Below are 16,154 nucleotides of genomic sequence, written 5' to 3' on the forward strand. Positions count from 1 at the left end.
AAATGTTATTCTTTTTCTATCTTAAGCGAAATAAACACTTTGCTAAATGAAACTGCTTCACCTTGTATTCAGCTGCCTGGTTTTTTCATCCTGCCAAAAAGAAGCTGTAGTAACCGATACAGTTCCTTCTTCATCAACTAAAATAGCTGCAAAGCCTGCACCTTCTGTAGTAACTTATTTAACAGGCGATGCTGCCGATGTAACAACAGCTGCAACAGCAGGTTTTCTGCTGATGGGCGGCAGTACCGATGTGGATGCTGCCATTGCCTGGTTTCTGCAACGTGCAGCCGGTGGCGATGTGGTGGTAATCCGTTCAAGTGGTGCAGATGGGTACAATAGCTATATGTACAATATGGTTAGCGTTAATTCGGTTGAAACAATCATGATCGACAGCAGGGAAAAAGCATCACTTGCAACCGTTGCAGATAAAATACGCAATGCAGAAGCGTTGTTTATTGCCGGTGGTGATCAGTGGAATTATGTAAACTACTGGAAGAATACGGCTACAGAAGATGCAATCAACTACCTCATCAATACCAAAAAAGTAACAGTAGGCGGTACAAGTGCAGGGCTTGCAGTTTTAGGTTCGGCTTATTACAGTGCAGAAAAAGGTTCTGTTACAAGTGCGCAGGCATTGGCAAATCCCTATCACCGCTATGTAACATTAGGTGCCAACGATTTTATTAATGCGCCTTTGCTGGCAAATACCATTACCGATTCGCATTATTCGCAACGTGACAGACAAGGACGACATATTGCATTTATGGCAAGATTGATGAAAGACTTTGGTTACGCTACAACTGTAAAAGGAATTGGTGTTGATGAAGAAACGGCTGTTTGTATTGATGCTGCAGGTATTGGTAAAGTATTCGGTTTGAACAATGCTTATTTTTTAAAGAATACAACACTTGCGGCGGAAACCTGTGTAAGCGGTTCGCCACTTACATGGAACAGAAGTGCGCAGGCAATTACAGCTTATCGTATTGCAGGTTCAACAACAGGCAACGGCTCGTTTAATGCAAACAACTGGACTTTCAGCGGGGGTACATCTTATTTCTACTATGTAAACAACGGCGTTTTGTTTTAACGGAAGCAGTCATAATAAAAGCATGAATGTATGAGCAGTGTATTTTTGCACTGCTCTTTTTTTAAATAAACAAGCTATGCAATTCGAAATATTTACAGCAAGTATTAACACAAACGAACTTCCTGCCGGAATAAACATTTATCTGCAATCGCTTTGGTACGATGCAAAAGATAATTGGCACAAGGCACATGCGTTGGTAGATAGTTTAAACGACAACACAGCCTGTTGGGTGCATGCCTACCTGCATCGCAAAGAAGGCGATATTGGCAATGCTGATTACTGGTACAGACGTGCAGGTAAAGTAAGACCAACGGTTTCGCTGCAACAGGAGTGGGAAACAATTGTAAAAGCGTTGCTGTAGTTTTTGTATTAGAAATAAAATCATCTGAACACTGCATGATGCAGATGTAGGCATCCTTCCGTAAATTACAAGTATGGATGAAGTGCAGCAATCACCAACAAGTCGATTAACAAGAGTAAAAATAAATCTGCGGTATGCTATGCAGCTTGCATGGGCAGCATCACCGAAATTACTCATCCGTTATACGGTGTTAGGCATGTTTAATGCCATTATGCCGCCGATATCGGTTTACCTGGGTGCTGTGTTGGTTAACCAGATTGCAGGTGCAAAAATCAACCCCATTACATTTAACGATGTATTGCCTGTAGTTGTTGGTCTTTGGGTAACTTTTGTTGTACAGCGTGCTGTTGGTGCATACACAGGTGTTGGAAGAAATTTGTACGTACGGAGGGTAGAGCTGGAAGCAGAACGCAGGCTGTTGGAAAAAGCAGCAAAGGTTGATCTGGGGCATTTCGATCAATCGAACTGGCACGACCGTTTGGCGAGAGCAAGACGGGATGTGAGCTGGCGGCCCGGCGATCTTACATGGTCCATCCTTGGTTTGTCGGGTAATATTGTAACCATTGTTTTAATGTCGGGCTTACTGGCGAGCCTGCATTGGGTATTGGTTGTATTGGCAATTGGGGCTGCAGTATTATCGCTTGTACTTGAAAGCAGGGTTACATCTAAACTCTACAAATATTTTTACCAGGAAACACCCGATGAACGTGAACGGCAATATGTAGGCGATCTGCTGGTGCAGCCAAAAAACACCAAAGAAGTAAGGGCCTATGTACTCGCCGATTATTTATTAGGCAGGCACCGCAATCTGTCTGAAACATTATTTAAAAAGCGGGAACAGATGCTGAAGATGGGCAGCCGTATATCGGTTGTTACCGGCATTATTACAGGAACCATTCTTGCACTGGCTTATGTATTTGTTGCAGTAAGAGGAATAAAAGGCACGATCGATCCCGGTGCAGTGGTATTGGTAATCGGTGCGTTTACATCGGTGTCGGGCACGCTGAGTAATATTTCGAGTACGTTTGTGGCAGTAGATCAGCATACAACTTTCCTCGACGATTATTTTTCTTTTCTCCATGTGGAAACATTGTTGCCCATACCGGAAACACCAAAAACAATTCCACATACATCCATTGAGGATATTGTTTTTGAAAATGTGAGTTTTCATTATCCCGGCGGACAGGGAGATGCATTACGGCATCTTGATCTTCACATACGAAAAGGAGAACTGATAGCACTTGTTGGAGAGAATGGAGCAGGTAAATCAACACTTATAAAATTGTTGCTTCGTTTTTATGATGTAAATGATGGTTCAATCAAAATAAACGGTGTTGATATACGTGACATTCATCCCAACGTATTACGAGACCATATAGGTGTATTGTTTCAGGATTATGCAACCTATGAATTAAGTGTACGGGAGAATGTGGCAATGGGCCGGCAAAATGGTACGGCAGACGATACAAAAATTGTTCGTGCATTACAGGATAGCAGAAGTGAATGGCTGCTGCAGAAAATGCCAAACGGACTCGATTCCAAAGTTGGACGTTTGTTTGAAGGTGGGCACGATCTTTCAGGTGGTGAATGGCAACGGTTGGCATTGGCCCGTATCATGTATCGTAATGCCGATATCTGGATATTGGATGAGCCAACTGCATCACTCGACCCTGAAGCAGAGGCCGCTATTTTTGCCGAGTTGAAAGAAAACTTAAAAGGAAGAATCGGTATTGTCATCTCCCACCGTTTTTCTACTGTACGTATTGCCGATCGTATTGCCGTAATCGGCGATGGGCGCATAACCGAAGTTGGTTCGCATGAAGAATTAATTGCTGCAGGTAATACCTATGCACGATTGTTTGAACTGCAGGCGAGCGGTTACCGCTAAGCAGTTACTGTTTTGCTGTAAAAAAATTTTGCTCCAATAGCAACAGGTAATCCAATACATACATAAAGAATGAGGATTGCAATTACAGCTCTTTGCAATTGAAAAGGAGCCGGGTTTATTTTGCTTAAAGGTATAACGATGAGTGTAGTAACAGCCCATGCAATAACAGCTATGAGTAAACTGTTTAATGCAATGTTTTTATGTAATAGTTTCAGTTTAGGATAAACAAGAAAAAAGACGATGGTGCAGGAAAAGGCAATAACAAGATGAAACAATAAACCAAGCAATGCAACTTCAGCCCCGCCTTTCATGGCAGTACTGCCCAGCACGCCGCTTGCAATAAACTTCAACACGGTTTCGGGTGTTGTGCCACGCATTACATACGCCTGTGTACAGGCAGCAACAATATCAAGTGTACCTGCAAGCAATCCTGTTTTTAAAATCTGTTTCCACATTTGTTTAAATATAAACGAAAATATTCAGTGGTCAAATGCAGAAATTATGAATGGCTTACTTTACGTTTTGCTGTTTTCTTTTTTACTGCCCCGCCTGATTTACGGGTTGTTTTTTTGGGTGCAGGTTTCTTTTTAGCAACAGCTTTTTTCTTAACAGCGGGTTTCCTGGCAGCGGCTTTCTTCCGTTTGGTTTTAATAACAGGTACTCTTGTTGTTGTTTCTTCTGCATCGGCAGAAACAATACGGGAGTTGCGGGCTGTTCTGCGTACACGTCTTGCTGTTTTTTCAGTGTCGGTTAAGCCTGTGTCATCTGTAATGAATGTACGTTGGTTGTTGATGGATATTTCTTCAATGATCCGTCCCACTTCGTAAGGCACATTTCGGGCAGTGTCGCTTAAGTCGGATGGATCAGCAAAGCCCAGCGTATGGCAGTATTCATGTGCAAAATGGCCTGCAAGTTTGGTTGGCTCCAGTTGTCGGAAAAAATTAAGAAAAGTGAAAATGCGATTCTGTTGTGTATAGCCGATGGCATCGGAACTGGTTTGAAGATCGAGCGTAAGATCAAGATCTGCTTCATGATCAATACCGCCATTGGTATCTGCCTCGTCACCATTCATAATGATGCTGTAAACTTCTTTACTGCTGTATTGTTCTACAGTATCAAACTTTGGATGATCTTCCACCCGTTGTTTAAACTCAACCGAATTCACAGCCTCACTAAATAGTTCGAGAGATATATCCAGCTTCTCAATATCTGTTGCGGTATAGCGTCGTGTTTTTACTTTGGTGATGCGCATTTTGTTCATTGTTTAAAAAATTATAAAGGAAACATCAGGCCAACACTTCCGAAATAATGCCAGCGTTCGGGAAACAGTTTCGAGTTGAACTCCGGCGAACGGTAGATACTTCGTCCCTGGAAAGCCCATGTTTTTGGTCCTGTTTTTCCTTTCTTGAAATATTCAAATGCCAGAACAAAGCCCCATTCAAATTCGTACAGACCAACATTGGTCCATTCGGGTTTCAATGTGTAATCGCTGTGTTTAAAACCTTGCCCAACCAACATGGCGTTGCGGAACATGAGTGTACCATTTACACGGCCATACAGAAATCCTTCAAACACATCTTTGAATCTTGTTTTCTTTTTTTCAGGTGCAGCCATTTCGTACGATCCGCTGGCGAGTGATGAAAAACCTCCGTTCCAGCGTGCCTGGTTGCGGTTACGTAAATGACCAAGCCTTGCATACAAACTTGTATAAGCCCTGTCGTAATAACCAACGGAAGCACCTAAGTTCCAACCAAGATCAAAAACAGATCTATCATCAATACTTACCGTGTTTTTTTTAGGAAACGACAACAAAGGTTGAAAGCGGTTGTAATCAAACAACAACGCCGGTGATCCTCCTTTGGAAATTTGGTTATTCCAGCCTTTCGGATCAGTAGGCCGGCCTTTTACAATGTTCTTGTGCGCAAAGGATTGAAACCGGTAACCGATGTTCGTACCAAATACGCCATAGTTAATGCTGAACGAATGATAGGTTTGACGAAGCTTTCCCTTTTTATTGAACTTTTGATGCCGTAATGTGGAAGAGGTGGACACGTAAAGTAAAAAAGCAAAGGGCCGGTCACCCACAATGGGGGCACTGCTATCGATAATGCGTGGTGTAAAAGCAGTTCCGCCAAGGGCGATGGAGCTTCCATAAGCATCAAAGTTGTCGCTGCTTTCTTCTATTTTTCTGAAAGGATAAAACAACCAGCTTTTTCGTAACCATGGATGCGAAATAACAAAAGCTGTTCCCTGTGTATAATTGCGGTCTTCGTTTTTTGTTAAGGGAAAACGAAACAGAAAATCCTGGTCGATCTGTATGCTGAACGTAGCCGGTATTTGAATTTCGTTTGGCGGTTTTTTTTTCAGCTTAAGATAACGGCTTGCAGGCTCTTTTATACTTATGGCAGTGGTTTGTTCGGATTGTTGTGTTGAATTGATTGGTTCGATTTGCTGTGCATGAATCGGCAGTGTAAAAAACAAGAAAGCAATGAGTGTAAACTTTGTTAGTGTTAGCATGGCTGTTGATTTTTATGACAGATAAATCAATACGAAAGATAGAAAATGCTTTTGGCAATTAAAAGGTATAAAAGCGGGTATACGCTGCGTATTATTACGGGTTAGGCTCTGGCATTGTTATTGTCGCAATTTGCCCGAACATTGTCGCAACAGTACATTGCAAATGCAGAAAAAGGAAACGATGTTTGCAGTGTTAAACAATCATCATCAAAAAAATACAACTTGTATGGAAACGCAGGCAACAACAGTTATCACAGTACAAACAACAGTAAATGCACCCATTGCAACTGCATGGGAAAGCTGGAACAATCCTGATCATATTACACAATGGGCTTTTGCATCTCCAGACTGGCACACACCCTGGGCCAAGAACGATCTTCGTACAGGCGGAAGTTTCTCCTCACGCATGGAAGCAAAAGATGGCAGCTTTGGTTTTGAATTTGGCGGTGTTTACGATGCTGTTACTACCAATGAACTCATTGCTTACACAATGGGCGACGGACGGAAAGTAACTGTACAGTTTTCGGCAGAAGGCGATGCTACAAAAATTGTGGAAAGCTTTGATGCAGAAACGGAGAACCCCGTAGAAATGCAACAGATGGGCTGGCAGGCAATACTGGATAATTTTAAAAAGTATACCGAAACGTTATAAGATAAGCTGTAAAAAATACAGCGTACTCAAAGTACTCGTCACTGCGAGGCACGAAGCAGTCTGGATTATGTTACATTCATTATAACGGAGATTGCTTCGTGCCTCGCAATGACGATCTTTTTTAACACCCTATTTTTTGTGAATGGTTTTTGCTGATGAAAAAAGTTAAATAGCTTACACGCTCAATACTTGTTCATGGATAAAAAGAAAATCGTTCAGTTGTTTTTGGCATTGCTTTGTTTGTTTGTGTTTGAAAGTGCCCGTACCGGCGAAGAAAAGTTGAAAGCAAAAGAGCAGCTTACCACAGGAGCCGATCAAACCGAAAAATATCTTCCTTACCTGAAAGGCAAACGTGTTGCCATCCTCGCCAACCCCACAAGCATTATTGGAAAAAAACATTTGGTAGACAGTTTACTTGCTCTTGGCGTAAACATTGTAAAAGTGTTTGGTCCCGAACATGGTTTTCGTGGTAAAGCAAGTGCAGGTGTGGAAGTGAATGATGAAAAAGATCCATCAACAGGTGTATCTGTTATTTCGTTGTACGGTAATAAACGGAAGCCAAGTAAAGCCGATCTTGCAGATGTTGATCTGATGATCTTCGATATACAGGATGTGGGTTGTCGTTTCTATACCTACATCAATGTCCTCAGCCATATTATGGAAGCTTGTGCAGAGAACAATAAAGAGTTGCTGATACTTGACCGCCCCAACCCGAATGGATATTTAGTTGATGGGCCGATACTGGATATGAATTATAAATCGGGAATAGGCATGTTTTCGATACCCATTGCACATGGTATGACCATTGCTGAATTTGCACAAATGATCAACGGAGAAGGATGGTTACCCAATAAGCTAAAGTGCAAACTAAAAATCATTAAAGTGGCGAACTACAATCACGATATGCCGTATACATTGCCTGTTGCCCCATCGCCCAACTTAAATACACAGCAGGCGATCATGCTGTATCCATCAACCTGTTTGTTCGAAGGCACAGCTTTGAATCATGGTCGTGGTACGTACTTTCCGTTTACTGTTTTTGGCAGTCCGTTGTTAAAAGGAAAGTATTCGTTCTCCTATACACCAAAAAGTATTCCCGGTATGGCCGAAACGCCTTTGCATATGAATAAAGAATGTTTTGGTTTGGATTTGCGCAAGTACGATATCAATCAACTCCGAAAAGCAAAACGTATCAACGTACAATGGATGAAAGAACTGTATGCTGCATTTCCTGATAAAGCAAAATTCTTCGATCGTTCGCAGAGTAATCAAATGAATGATATTAACAGGCTGGTTGGGAATGCAGTGTTTAAAGAACAGATCATCAAAGGAACTCCCGATAAAGAAATTTATGCATCATGGGAACCCGGTTTGTCGAAATATAAAACCATGCGTAAGAAATATTTGTTATATCCCTGATTTTTCATTTATAAATCACACATCATGAAAAATGCAATCTTGTTTTTTGCAGTAACTTTTTTATCGACTGCTGCTATATCACAAACTTCTGTTGCAGGTTCATGGAGCAGGCAGGAGGGAAGCTTTACTGTAACGTGGTTATTTCAGGATGGTTTCTATTCCTGTATCAAGTATGATGTAACAAACAAAGTATTCAGTTATACAAAAGGTGGTTCTTATACAGGTAATGGAAATGAACTACAGATGAATCTGGCTTTTCATACAACTGAAAAGGAAAAGATAGGTACAACAGAAACGGCAACTATAGTTGTAAAAGAGCAAACACTTAAGCTTACAACAAATGGCGTTGAAGAAAATTATAAACGTGTTGATGATGGCAAAAACGCATTAGCCGGTCATTGGCTCATTACCGGCCGCATGAACAACGGTACGATGCAAACAATCACACCCGGTGCACGACGTACCATTAAACTACTCACAGGCACACGTTTCCAATGGATCGCTATTAACAGCGAAACAAAAGAGTTTTTCGGCACAGGTGGCGGCACTTACACATTTGTAAACGGTAAATACACCGAGCATATCGAATTCTTTTCAAGAGACAGTACAAGAGTTGGAGCCTCGTTGAGTTTTGATGGTAAAGTGGAAGGCAGTAACTGGCATCATTCCGGTCTTAGTTCCAAAGGCGATCCCATTAATGAAATTTGGACAAAAGGGTTGAAGTTGTGAGTGTTGAGGATACTAATCTCCAAGCTTATAGCTAAAAGCTGCAAGCCATAAGCTGATTCACGCCGTTCATGTATTTCTTTTCGCTCAATCTTTTCGGCTTCTCATTCGCCCTTATCTTTATTTTTTCCAGATTTAAAATAAACCATCAAGCGCATGAGAATTTTTGTATTCATTTACATGATGTTTTTTGCTGTGGCGGTAATGGCGCAGCAACCTGTTAAGCAAAAAGCCAACTACGCATTGGCAGCCCGTTTCTCTCCCGATAAGATCAGTAAAATGTTATTCAGCACCAGTGTTGATCCGCATTGGCTTAAACTAAGCGATCGTTTCTGGTATGTGTACGAAACACGTGAAGGAAAGACCTGGTACATTGTTGATGCAAAGGATGCCAAGAGCGGCAAACGTCCTTTGTTCGATCATGCAAAGCTTGCAGCAGAAATAACCAAGATCGTAAAAGATCCTTTTGATGCACAGCATTTGCCAATTGAAAAACTGAAGTTTACGAAAGATGAAAACAGTATTACGTTTGAAATTAAAAGCACGATTGATGAAGTAAAGAAAGATACTGCGGCTGCACGTGGTGGCAGAAATGGTGGAGCCGGAGCACGCCCCGGTGGAGCGCCTGCTGCAACAGAAAAGAAGATCTTTTATTTTGAATACAATCTCATTACTGCTGTATTAACCGAATTAAAAGATTATCAGAAGCCAAAAGACCGTTTGATGTGGGCTTCGTTCTCTCCCGATAAAAAGTATGTGCTTTACTCAAAGAAAAATAATCTGTATTACATGGATACGGCGAACTACCGTAAAGCACAGATCAAAGAAGAAGACAGTACCATTGTAGAATACCAGTTAACAACCGATGGCGTAGAAGATTATGGTTATGGCGGTGGTTTTGGTAACGAAACAAATGTGGAGAAAGAGCGTAACAAAGACAAACGCAAATCGGCATTTGTTATGTGGAGTCCCGATGGAAAATATTTTACACTTACACGTACCGATAGCCGTAAGGTAAAAGATCTGTGGGTGATCAACAGTATTGCAGAACCCCGTCCTACATTGGAAACCTACAAGTACCAGATGCCCGGCGAAAAAGAAGCGCCCATCCGTGAACTGTATCTTTTCAACTTCGAATCAAAAACAAGCAAGAAGATCGGCGTAGCAGCATTTAAAGATCAGGAAATCGGCGTATGGTCGGCTCCCTTAAAACAGTTTCAGCGTGATGAAGAAAACCGTGCAACCATCTGGCTTGGTACCAACGAAAAGTTTTACATGAACCGTACCAGTCGTGATCTGAAGCGTATCGATGTTTGTGCAGTAAATGTTGCAACAGGTGCTGTAACAACACTCATAGAAGAACGAATGAATACCTATGTTGAGATCCGTCGTGTAGGATTGGTGAACGATGGTAAAGAAATGATCCAGTGGAGCGAACGTGATGGCTGGGCACATTTCTACTTGTACGATGAAAACGGAAAATTAAAAAATCAAATCACAAGCGGAGCTTTCCATTGCGAAGACATTGAAGCGATTGATGAAAAGAACCGTGTTTTGTATTTCACAGCCAATGGCCGTGAACCCAATGAAGATCCTTATTATTTGCATTTGTATCGTGTAAACTTCGATGGCACAGGATTAAAACTGTTAACCACCGCTAACCACGATAACCAGGCAAGTATGGATGATAACATGCGTTACTTCATCAACACTTATTCACGTGTGAACACAGCACCGGTTTCGTTGCTGCAGGATAACACAGGCCGTGTAATTATGCAGTTGGAGAAAACAGATATGAGTGGTTTGCTTGAAGCAGGTTACAAATTTCCTGAACCGTTTAAAGTAAAAGCAGCTGATGGTATTACCGATCTGTATGGTGTTATGTACAAACCCTTCAATTTCGACAGTACAAAAATATACCCCATCATTGAGTATGTATATCCCGGTCCGCAAACAGAAGCGGTAAACAAAGCATTTGGCCGTGGTATGGATCGTGTTGATCGCTTGGCGCAATTAGGTTTTGTAGTGATTACTGTTGGTAACCGTGGCGGTCATCCATCACGCAGCAAATGGTATCACAACTATGGTTATGGCAATCTTCGTGATTATGGTTTGGCCGATAAGAAAGCAGCCATTGAGCAGCTGGGCTATCGTCACAAATTTATCGATGTAAACAAAGTTGGTATTCATGGGCATAGTGGTGGTGGTTTTATGAGCACCGCTGCCATGTTGGTGTATCCCGATTTCTTTAAAGTAGCTGTGAGCAGTGCAGGTAATCATGAAAATAATATTTACAACCGTTGGTGGAGCGAAAAACATCATGGTGTAAAAGAATTAGTGAGCGACAAAGGCGATACCAGTTTTGTTTATTCCATTGAACGCAATCCGGAGTTGGCAAAAAATCTGAAAGGACATTTGATGCTGAGCCATGGTGATATTGATAACAACGTGCATCCCGGTAATACGCTGCGTATGGTCAATGCATTGATCAAAGCCAACAAACGATTTGAGCTGGTAGTGTTACCCGGTCAGCGTCATGGTTACGGAACAATGACAGAGTATTTCTTCTGGAAAATGTGCGATTACTTCAGCCTGCATTTGTTGGGCGACGATTCGCAACCCGTAGATATGGAAGAAATGAATCGTGAAATTGAAAAGGGCGATCCTGGAAAATAAACTCAACAAAACAAACAAAAAAGCCACTTCCACGGAAGTGGCTTTTTTGTTTGTCTGCTTTTTCGTCCTGTCTGCAATTAAATTTTACTCGTTCGCCCATAATTCGTTTTTCTTCTGAAAGCTTTTTAGTAAATTAGAAGTCCGGGCTCCTTCCTTACCCGTACTTATATTATGCCGCTTTTTCAACAGAGAAATATCTATACAACTATTATTGCATTTGCAGTTGGTATGTTTCTATGTAGTAATGTATCGGCACAATGTCCTCCCAATATTGATTTTGAAAGAGGTGATTTTTCTAACTGGACTGCTTATACAGGTAATGTATCTGCAACATCAGGTCAGAATGTAATTACACTTAGTGCAAACGGGCCTGGTTATGGTAACCAGCATGAAATATTCAGCCGTGTAAATAATGCAGGCGACAGAGATCAGTTTGGTGGTTTTCCTGTAGTTTGTCCCAACGGCAGTGGCTATTCAGTAAAATTAGGTAATACAACAGGAGGCGCACAGGCCGAAGGTCTTTCGTATGAGTTTACCATTCCTGCGAATATGAATACATATTCCATTACTTACCATTATGCAGTAGTGTTTGAAGGACCTAATCACCGAGAATCGGAACAACCACGTCTTGAAATGGAAGTACTGAATGTTACTGATGGTAAAGTAATTGATTGTTCCTCGTTTAAGTTTATTCCTTTTGGAAGTGCGTTGCCGGGTTTCTTCGAAGCTCCCACAAGGCAAACAGAAAATACACCGGTTTGGTGTAAGGACTGGACAGCAGTAACCATTAACCTCAATAACCAGGCAGGTAAAACCATCCGGTTATTTTTCAAAACGGCCGATTGTACTTTTGTACGTCATTTTGGTTATGCCTACATCGATGTAAATACAGAATGTACCGGTGAATTTACAGGTGCTACTTATTGCCCGAACGATACACTGGTAAATGTTGTTGCCCCTTACGGCTTCCAGGGTTACCAATGGTTTAACAGCAACTTTACACAGGTACTTGGCACATCGCAAAGCCTCAGCTTACGCCCTCCATACCCGGTAGGAGAATTGCTTGCTGTAGAAGTAACGCCGTTTAATGGGTATGGTTGTAAAGACACTTTGTATGCACGTTTGCTTGATACACTTTCATTAAAAGCCAACGCAGGAAAGGATGCTGTTTTTTGTGGCACAACACCTGTTTTAATTGGTGAAAATGCAAAACCCGGACTTACTTACCGATGGTCGCCGGCAACGGGCTTATCAGATCCAAATATCGCCAATCCATTTGCTTCACCACCGGTGTCAACAAACTATGTAGTTACCGTTTACAGTGGAGGAGGGGGCTGCTTTAAAAGAGATACTGTGCTTGTAAAATCATCGAACCCCGATACGACAATTTCTTTTGCCGGGAAGTATGCTTTTTGCAGCACCTCGGGCGACAGTGCAGTTGTAAGTGTGCAGCCGGGAGCCCTTGTGCAGTGGTATAAAAACAATCTTATACTATCAGGCGCAACACAAAACAGTTTACGCATAATAGCCTCAGGCACTTATCATGCTGTGCTTCGTAACGTAGATGGATGTGAATTACAAACAAGAAGTGTTACTGTTGAAGTGGAAGATCCGCAAAAAGGAATTACCTACCCGATAAGGTATACGTTTATCAATATGCCAATTACTTTGCAGGCACGCACATTTGGTAACGAAGTATTGTGGAACCCACCTGCTTTTTTAAGTGATGCAGCCTCTGTAACACCTGTGTTCGAACGGCCGTCGATTGGAAACCAGTTGTATAATATCCGTATTATATCACGTTTAGGTTGTATTACTATTGATACGCAGTTTGTAAAAACGATTCCAGGAGTAACTGTTTATTTGCCCAATGCCTTTACACCCAACAACGATAACCTCAACGATCGTTTCTATCCAATAACAGATGGTATTAAAGAAGTGTACTCGTTTAAGATATTCAGTCGCTGGGGTGTAGAATTATATTCATGGAAAGTAAATGATCCAGGTTGGGATGGCACATTCAAAGGTGTGCCGCAAGTGCCGGGAACTTATGTTTGGCAGTTCAGCGGAATTGGTATTGATGAAAAAGTGTACACCCGAAAAGGAACCATTACACTCATCCGCTAATACCTGTTTTTCTTTTTGCTCCTTATTGCTCTCTTTTCAGTTTTGCTTTAGTAAGTTTGAAGACTTATAACTTTTTATGCGATACAGAATTTTTTTTCTCTTCGTTCAGGTAGTGCTCTGTTGCAGCATTAATGCACAAAAAACACAAGAGCAGGCTTATGTATTGGCCGACAGCTTACGGGCCAATGGGTTAGTTGCACAGGTAAGCATGCAACAGGTAAATACAAAAAAAGAAGCAAAAGCCAGTTTAAAGGTTGCTGATGTTGCATTGTTTGTTGAAGCTGATAAAAAGGAGCAGGATGTTTTGTTTTCGTTTCCTGAAGGGGCTACTGTTATTACAAAGGGTATTGATGTAAGTGAAGAAGGAAAACATAGTCTTGAATGGGAACACGCTTTTCCTGCTGACAAACCTGTGCAGCTATATATTGCTACAGCAAGTGATTCAGCTGGAAATTTTACACTGTACTCAGGATATGCTTATTTGCCCGAAGTGAATAAATGGAAATTGATCGGGACCTGTAAAGTGAACGGGAAATGGGGCGCATTAAAATCTGCATCATCATTTACAGCCAATTTGAAAAAACAACCCAGTGCTTTACTGGTACAGCAAGTGTGGGTGCAGCGTGGAAATGGTTCGTTTAAGGAATTGTCTGCAACAGCAGCAAAAGCGCCTGTACTTGCGCCGTTTTCAAATATTGATAGTCTGCAGCAGGTAAAGATCGATGAAGAAATAATACAGCAGGCAATTGCATCGGGCAAAACAGATGCAAAGAATAAAGCAGTTGACGTTTATTACAGCATTGTAAAAGAAGGAACAGGCAGGGCTGTAGCTGTTACCGATACGGTTACAGTTTTTTATAAAGGTTATTTGTTCAGCGATGATTCCGTATTCGATCAAACAAAAGAAAAACCTGCAACATTTCCATTGAACCGCTTGATACGTGGCTGGCAACTGGCACTACCTTATTGCAAAGTGGGTGGTAAAATAAAAATTGTAATCCCTTCCGGTCTTGCATATTCTATCCGTACACGCTCACCTAAAATTCCACCAAACAGTATACTGGTTTTTGAAATAGAAGTGGTGGATGCAAAACCGCAACAATAAGATGAAAGCTGCTACCGTACAGGAAATTAAACTTGAACTGCAACAACTGCCGCAAACTAAAGTAACCGAATTGTGTTTGCGTTTAGCCCGTTTCAAAAAAGAGAATAAAGAACTGCTTACTTATTTGTTGTTTGAAGCAGATGATATGCCGCTGTACATTAAACATGTAAACGAAGAAGTGGATGCGTTGTTTGAAACCATCAACAAAAGCAATGTATATTTTGTAAAGAAGACCTTGCGGAAGATTGTACGTACTGCTGCTAAATACGTTCGTTACAGCGGTAGCGAAACGGTAGAGGCGGAAGTATTGATCTACTTATGTACAAGAATAAAAGAACTTGGTACAACTATTAACAGCAATACCATCATCAGTAATATCTACAAAGCACAGTTGAAGAAGATCGATAAAGTCATTGCTGCTATGCATGAAGATCTGCAATACGATTATGTGAAGCAGGTGAGGAAGCTGGGTTGAAGGTAACGGTTTGCCGCTTTGCGAAGGCGGGGATTTTCAGCAATAAACTTCATAATATGCACAAAGCTTGAATTTAGCATTACACTGTCATAGAAGCAAGAAACCCCCGCTTTTGCAAAACGGCTGTTAGCGGTTCGGCTTTCTTTTCTGTCGGTCAAATGTGTCATATTTCTCCTGTTACTGCAAGTCCGATTATTATGCCAAAGAAAATTGTCAATGCTATTACAGACATTGTGTTGCTGATAATTACAAGTCGTCTGTTCTCGGGTTTGTAGTTGGAAAACCAAAATGTAAAAGTGCAAAGCAAACTGTGTCCGAAGTTTTTAGTAACCAATGGTCCAAAATGAAAGTAAATTGGTGAGAAGTCCGTCCCATTTTCTGAGTTGTAGATACTGCTGTTAATGAAAACTCTGCCGAAAAAGGTCACGAAGAGAATAACCATTATAGCAACAAGGTTCTTGATATAAAACCCAAGGAATGGTTTGTCAATAAGAGTTACAGGCTGTCCGCTTACGTAGTCAATCTCTTTTACTTTGTAGTTCTCTTTGTTGAAGTAAACGTGTTCCGTCTCTTTGAGAAGTTTTCCGCTCTTGTCAAACTGTTTCCAAATGCCGTCTCTGTGACTGTCGTGATAATTACCAGTCCAATAGTTGCCTAAACTGTCCGTGATTGTCCAAAGTCCTTGACTTAAACAATGGTCGTCTGATTGATTTACTATTTGTCCGTTTACCTTTTCAAAAGTCCGACAAGCACCAAGATAGACAGTGTCGCCATTTTCACGAACTTCCATTGTCTCCTGATATGGTAAAGTGTCGTTGTCCTTAACCATAAATTTTTGTCCAAACGCTAAAGTTGTCCAGCAAAGAATTGTCAATATGATTGTCGTCTGTCTCAATGGTTGTGTCGTCTTTTAAGCTGACTGCTAACGTTGAAGCATTTGCGATGGCATGGCAATAGCTAACTGTCAGCCGGAACAAATGCTTAATTAAAAACTGATGTTGAAGTTAAGAACTAATGTTCAACAGCGTAATGTCAGCCGAAACTAAAGCTGAAATTTGATTTGCAGCCGATTGCTCCAATGTCCAACCATGCTATTGCAAATACACTTGTTGTGCGTTCGT

Annotated in this window: 14 protein-coding genes; 10 read left to right on the plus strand and 4 right to left on the minus strand. The window is 41.4% G+C overall.

Going from position 1 to position 16,154, the window contains the following annotated elements; translation table 11 throughout:
• Window positions 1-46: 46 nt before the first annotated feature.
• From ESA94_RS16005 to ESA94_RS16015, 3 genes are all read left to right on the plus strand, one after another.
• On the plus strand, window positions 47-1,087 hold the full coding sequence (locus tag ESA94_RS16005; RefSeq protein ID WP_129131947.1) for a cyanophycinase: 1,041 nt from the start codon (window positions 47-49) through the stop codon (window positions 1,085-1,087).
• 76 nt (window positions 1,088-1,163) lie between these two features.
• Window positions 1,164-1,448 carry a hypothetical protein gene (locus ESA94_RS16010; protein WP_129131948.1) on the plus strand — a complete coding sequence of 95 codons (285 nt, stop codon included), beginning with the start codon at window positions 1,164-1,166 and terminating at the stop codon, window positions 1,446-1,448.
• 73 nt (window positions 1,449-1,521) lie between these two features.
• Window positions 1,522-3,336, plus strand: a complete 1,815-nt coding sequence (locus ESA94_RS16015; protein WP_129131949.1) for an ABC transporter ATP-binding protein — start codon at window positions 1,522-1,524, stop codon at window positions 3,334-3,336.
• Here ESA94_RS16015 and ESA94_RS16020 read toward each other — a convergent pair.
• From ESA94_RS16020 to ESA94_RS16030, 3 genes are read right to left on the minus strand one after another with little or no spacing between them, the layout of a single operon-like run.
• Window positions 3,333-3,791 carry a hypothetical protein gene (locus tag ESA94_RS16020; protein ID WP_129131950.1) on the minus strand — a complete coding sequence of 153 codons (459 nt, stop codon included), beginning with the start codon at window positions 3,789-3,791 and terminating at the stop codon, window positions 3,333-3,335. The genes ESA94_RS16015 and ESA94_RS16020 overlap by 4 nt on opposite strands.
• Window positions 3,792-3,835: 44 nt before the next feature.
• A complete protein-coding gene (locus ESA94_RS16025; protein ID WP_129131951.1) occupies window positions 3,836-4,588 on the minus strand; it encodes a hypothetical protein in 753 nt (250 codons plus the stop codon).
• A 20-nt stretch (window positions 4,589-4,608) separates the two neighbouring features.
• Complete coding sequence (locus ESA94_RS16030; protein WP_129131952.1) at window positions 4,609-5,853, minus strand: lipid A-modifier LpxR family protein; 1,245 nt, start codon at window positions 5,851-5,853, stop codon at window positions 4,609-4,611.
• A 226-nt stretch (window positions 5,854-6,079) separates the two neighbouring features.
• Between ESA94_RS16030 and ESA94_RS16035 the strand changes: the two genes are divergently transcribed.
• The 7 genes from ESA94_RS16035 to ESA94_RS16065 all read left to right on the plus strand — a co-directional run bounded on the left by ESA94_RS16035 (window position 6,080) and on the right by ESA94_RS16065 (window position 15,033).
• Window positions 6,080-6,505, plus strand: a complete 426-nt coding sequence (locus tag ESA94_RS16035) for an SRPBCC family protein (RefSeq protein ID WP_129131953.1) — start codon at window positions 6,080-6,082, stop codon at window positions 6,503-6,505.
• Between the two features lie 195 nt (window positions 6,506-6,700).
• Window positions 6,701-7,924 (plus strand): exo-beta-N-acetylmuramidase NamZ family protein, encoded by a 1,224-nt coding sequence (locus tag ESA94_RS16040; protein WP_129131954.1) that lies wholly within the window; start codon window positions 6,701-6,703, stop codon window positions 7,922-7,924.
• A gap of 24 nt (window positions 7,925-7,948) precedes the next feature.
• Window positions 7,949-8,653, plus strand: a complete 705-nt coding sequence (locus ESA94_RS16045; protein WP_129131955.1) for a membrane or secreted protein — start codon at window positions 7,949-7,951, stop codon at window positions 8,651-8,653.
• 153 nt (window positions 8,654-8,806) lie between these two features.
• On the plus strand, window positions 8,807-11,326 hold the full coding sequence (locus ESA94_RS16050) for a S9 family peptidase (protein ID WP_129131956.1): 2,520 nt from the start codon (window positions 8,807-8,809) through the stop codon (window positions 11,324-11,326).
• A 171-nt stretch (window positions 11,327-11,497) separates the two neighbouring features.
• Window positions 11,498-13,453 (plus strand): T9SS type B sorting domain-containing protein, encoded by a 1,956-nt coding sequence (locus tag ESA94_RS16055; RefSeq protein WP_129131957.1) that lies wholly within the window; start codon window positions 11,498-11,500, stop codon window positions 13,451-13,453.
• A 76-nt stretch (window positions 13,454-13,529) separates the two neighbouring features.
• On the plus strand, window positions 13,530-14,558 hold the full coding sequence (locus ESA94_RS16060) for an FKBP-type peptidyl-prolyl cis-trans isomerase (RefSeq protein WP_129131958.1): 1,029 nt from the start codon (window positions 13,530-13,532) through the stop codon (window positions 14,556-14,558).
• A 1-nt stretch (window position 14,559) separates the two neighbouring features.
• A complete protein-coding gene (locus ESA94_RS16065; RefSeq protein WP_129131959.1) occupies window positions 14,560-15,033 on the plus strand; it encodes a hypothetical protein in 474 nt (157 codons plus the stop codon).
• 163 nt (window positions 15,034-15,196) lie between these two features.
• Here the strand turns inward: ESA94_RS16065 and ESA94_RS16075 are convergent, their stop codons facing one another.
• Window positions 15,197-15,823, minus strand: a complete 627-nt coding sequence (locus ESA94_RS16075) for a hypothetical protein (RefSeq protein WP_129131961.1) — start codon at window positions 15,821-15,823, stop codon at window positions 15,197-15,199.
• Window positions 15,824-16,154: the final 331 nt, after the last annotated feature.

The sequence above is a fragment of the Lacibacter luteus genome (assembly GCF_004118265.1).
In the GTDB taxonomy this organism is placed as follows: Bacteria; Bacteroidota; Bacteroidia; order Chitinophagales; family Chitinophagaceae; genus Lacibacter; species Lacibacter luteus.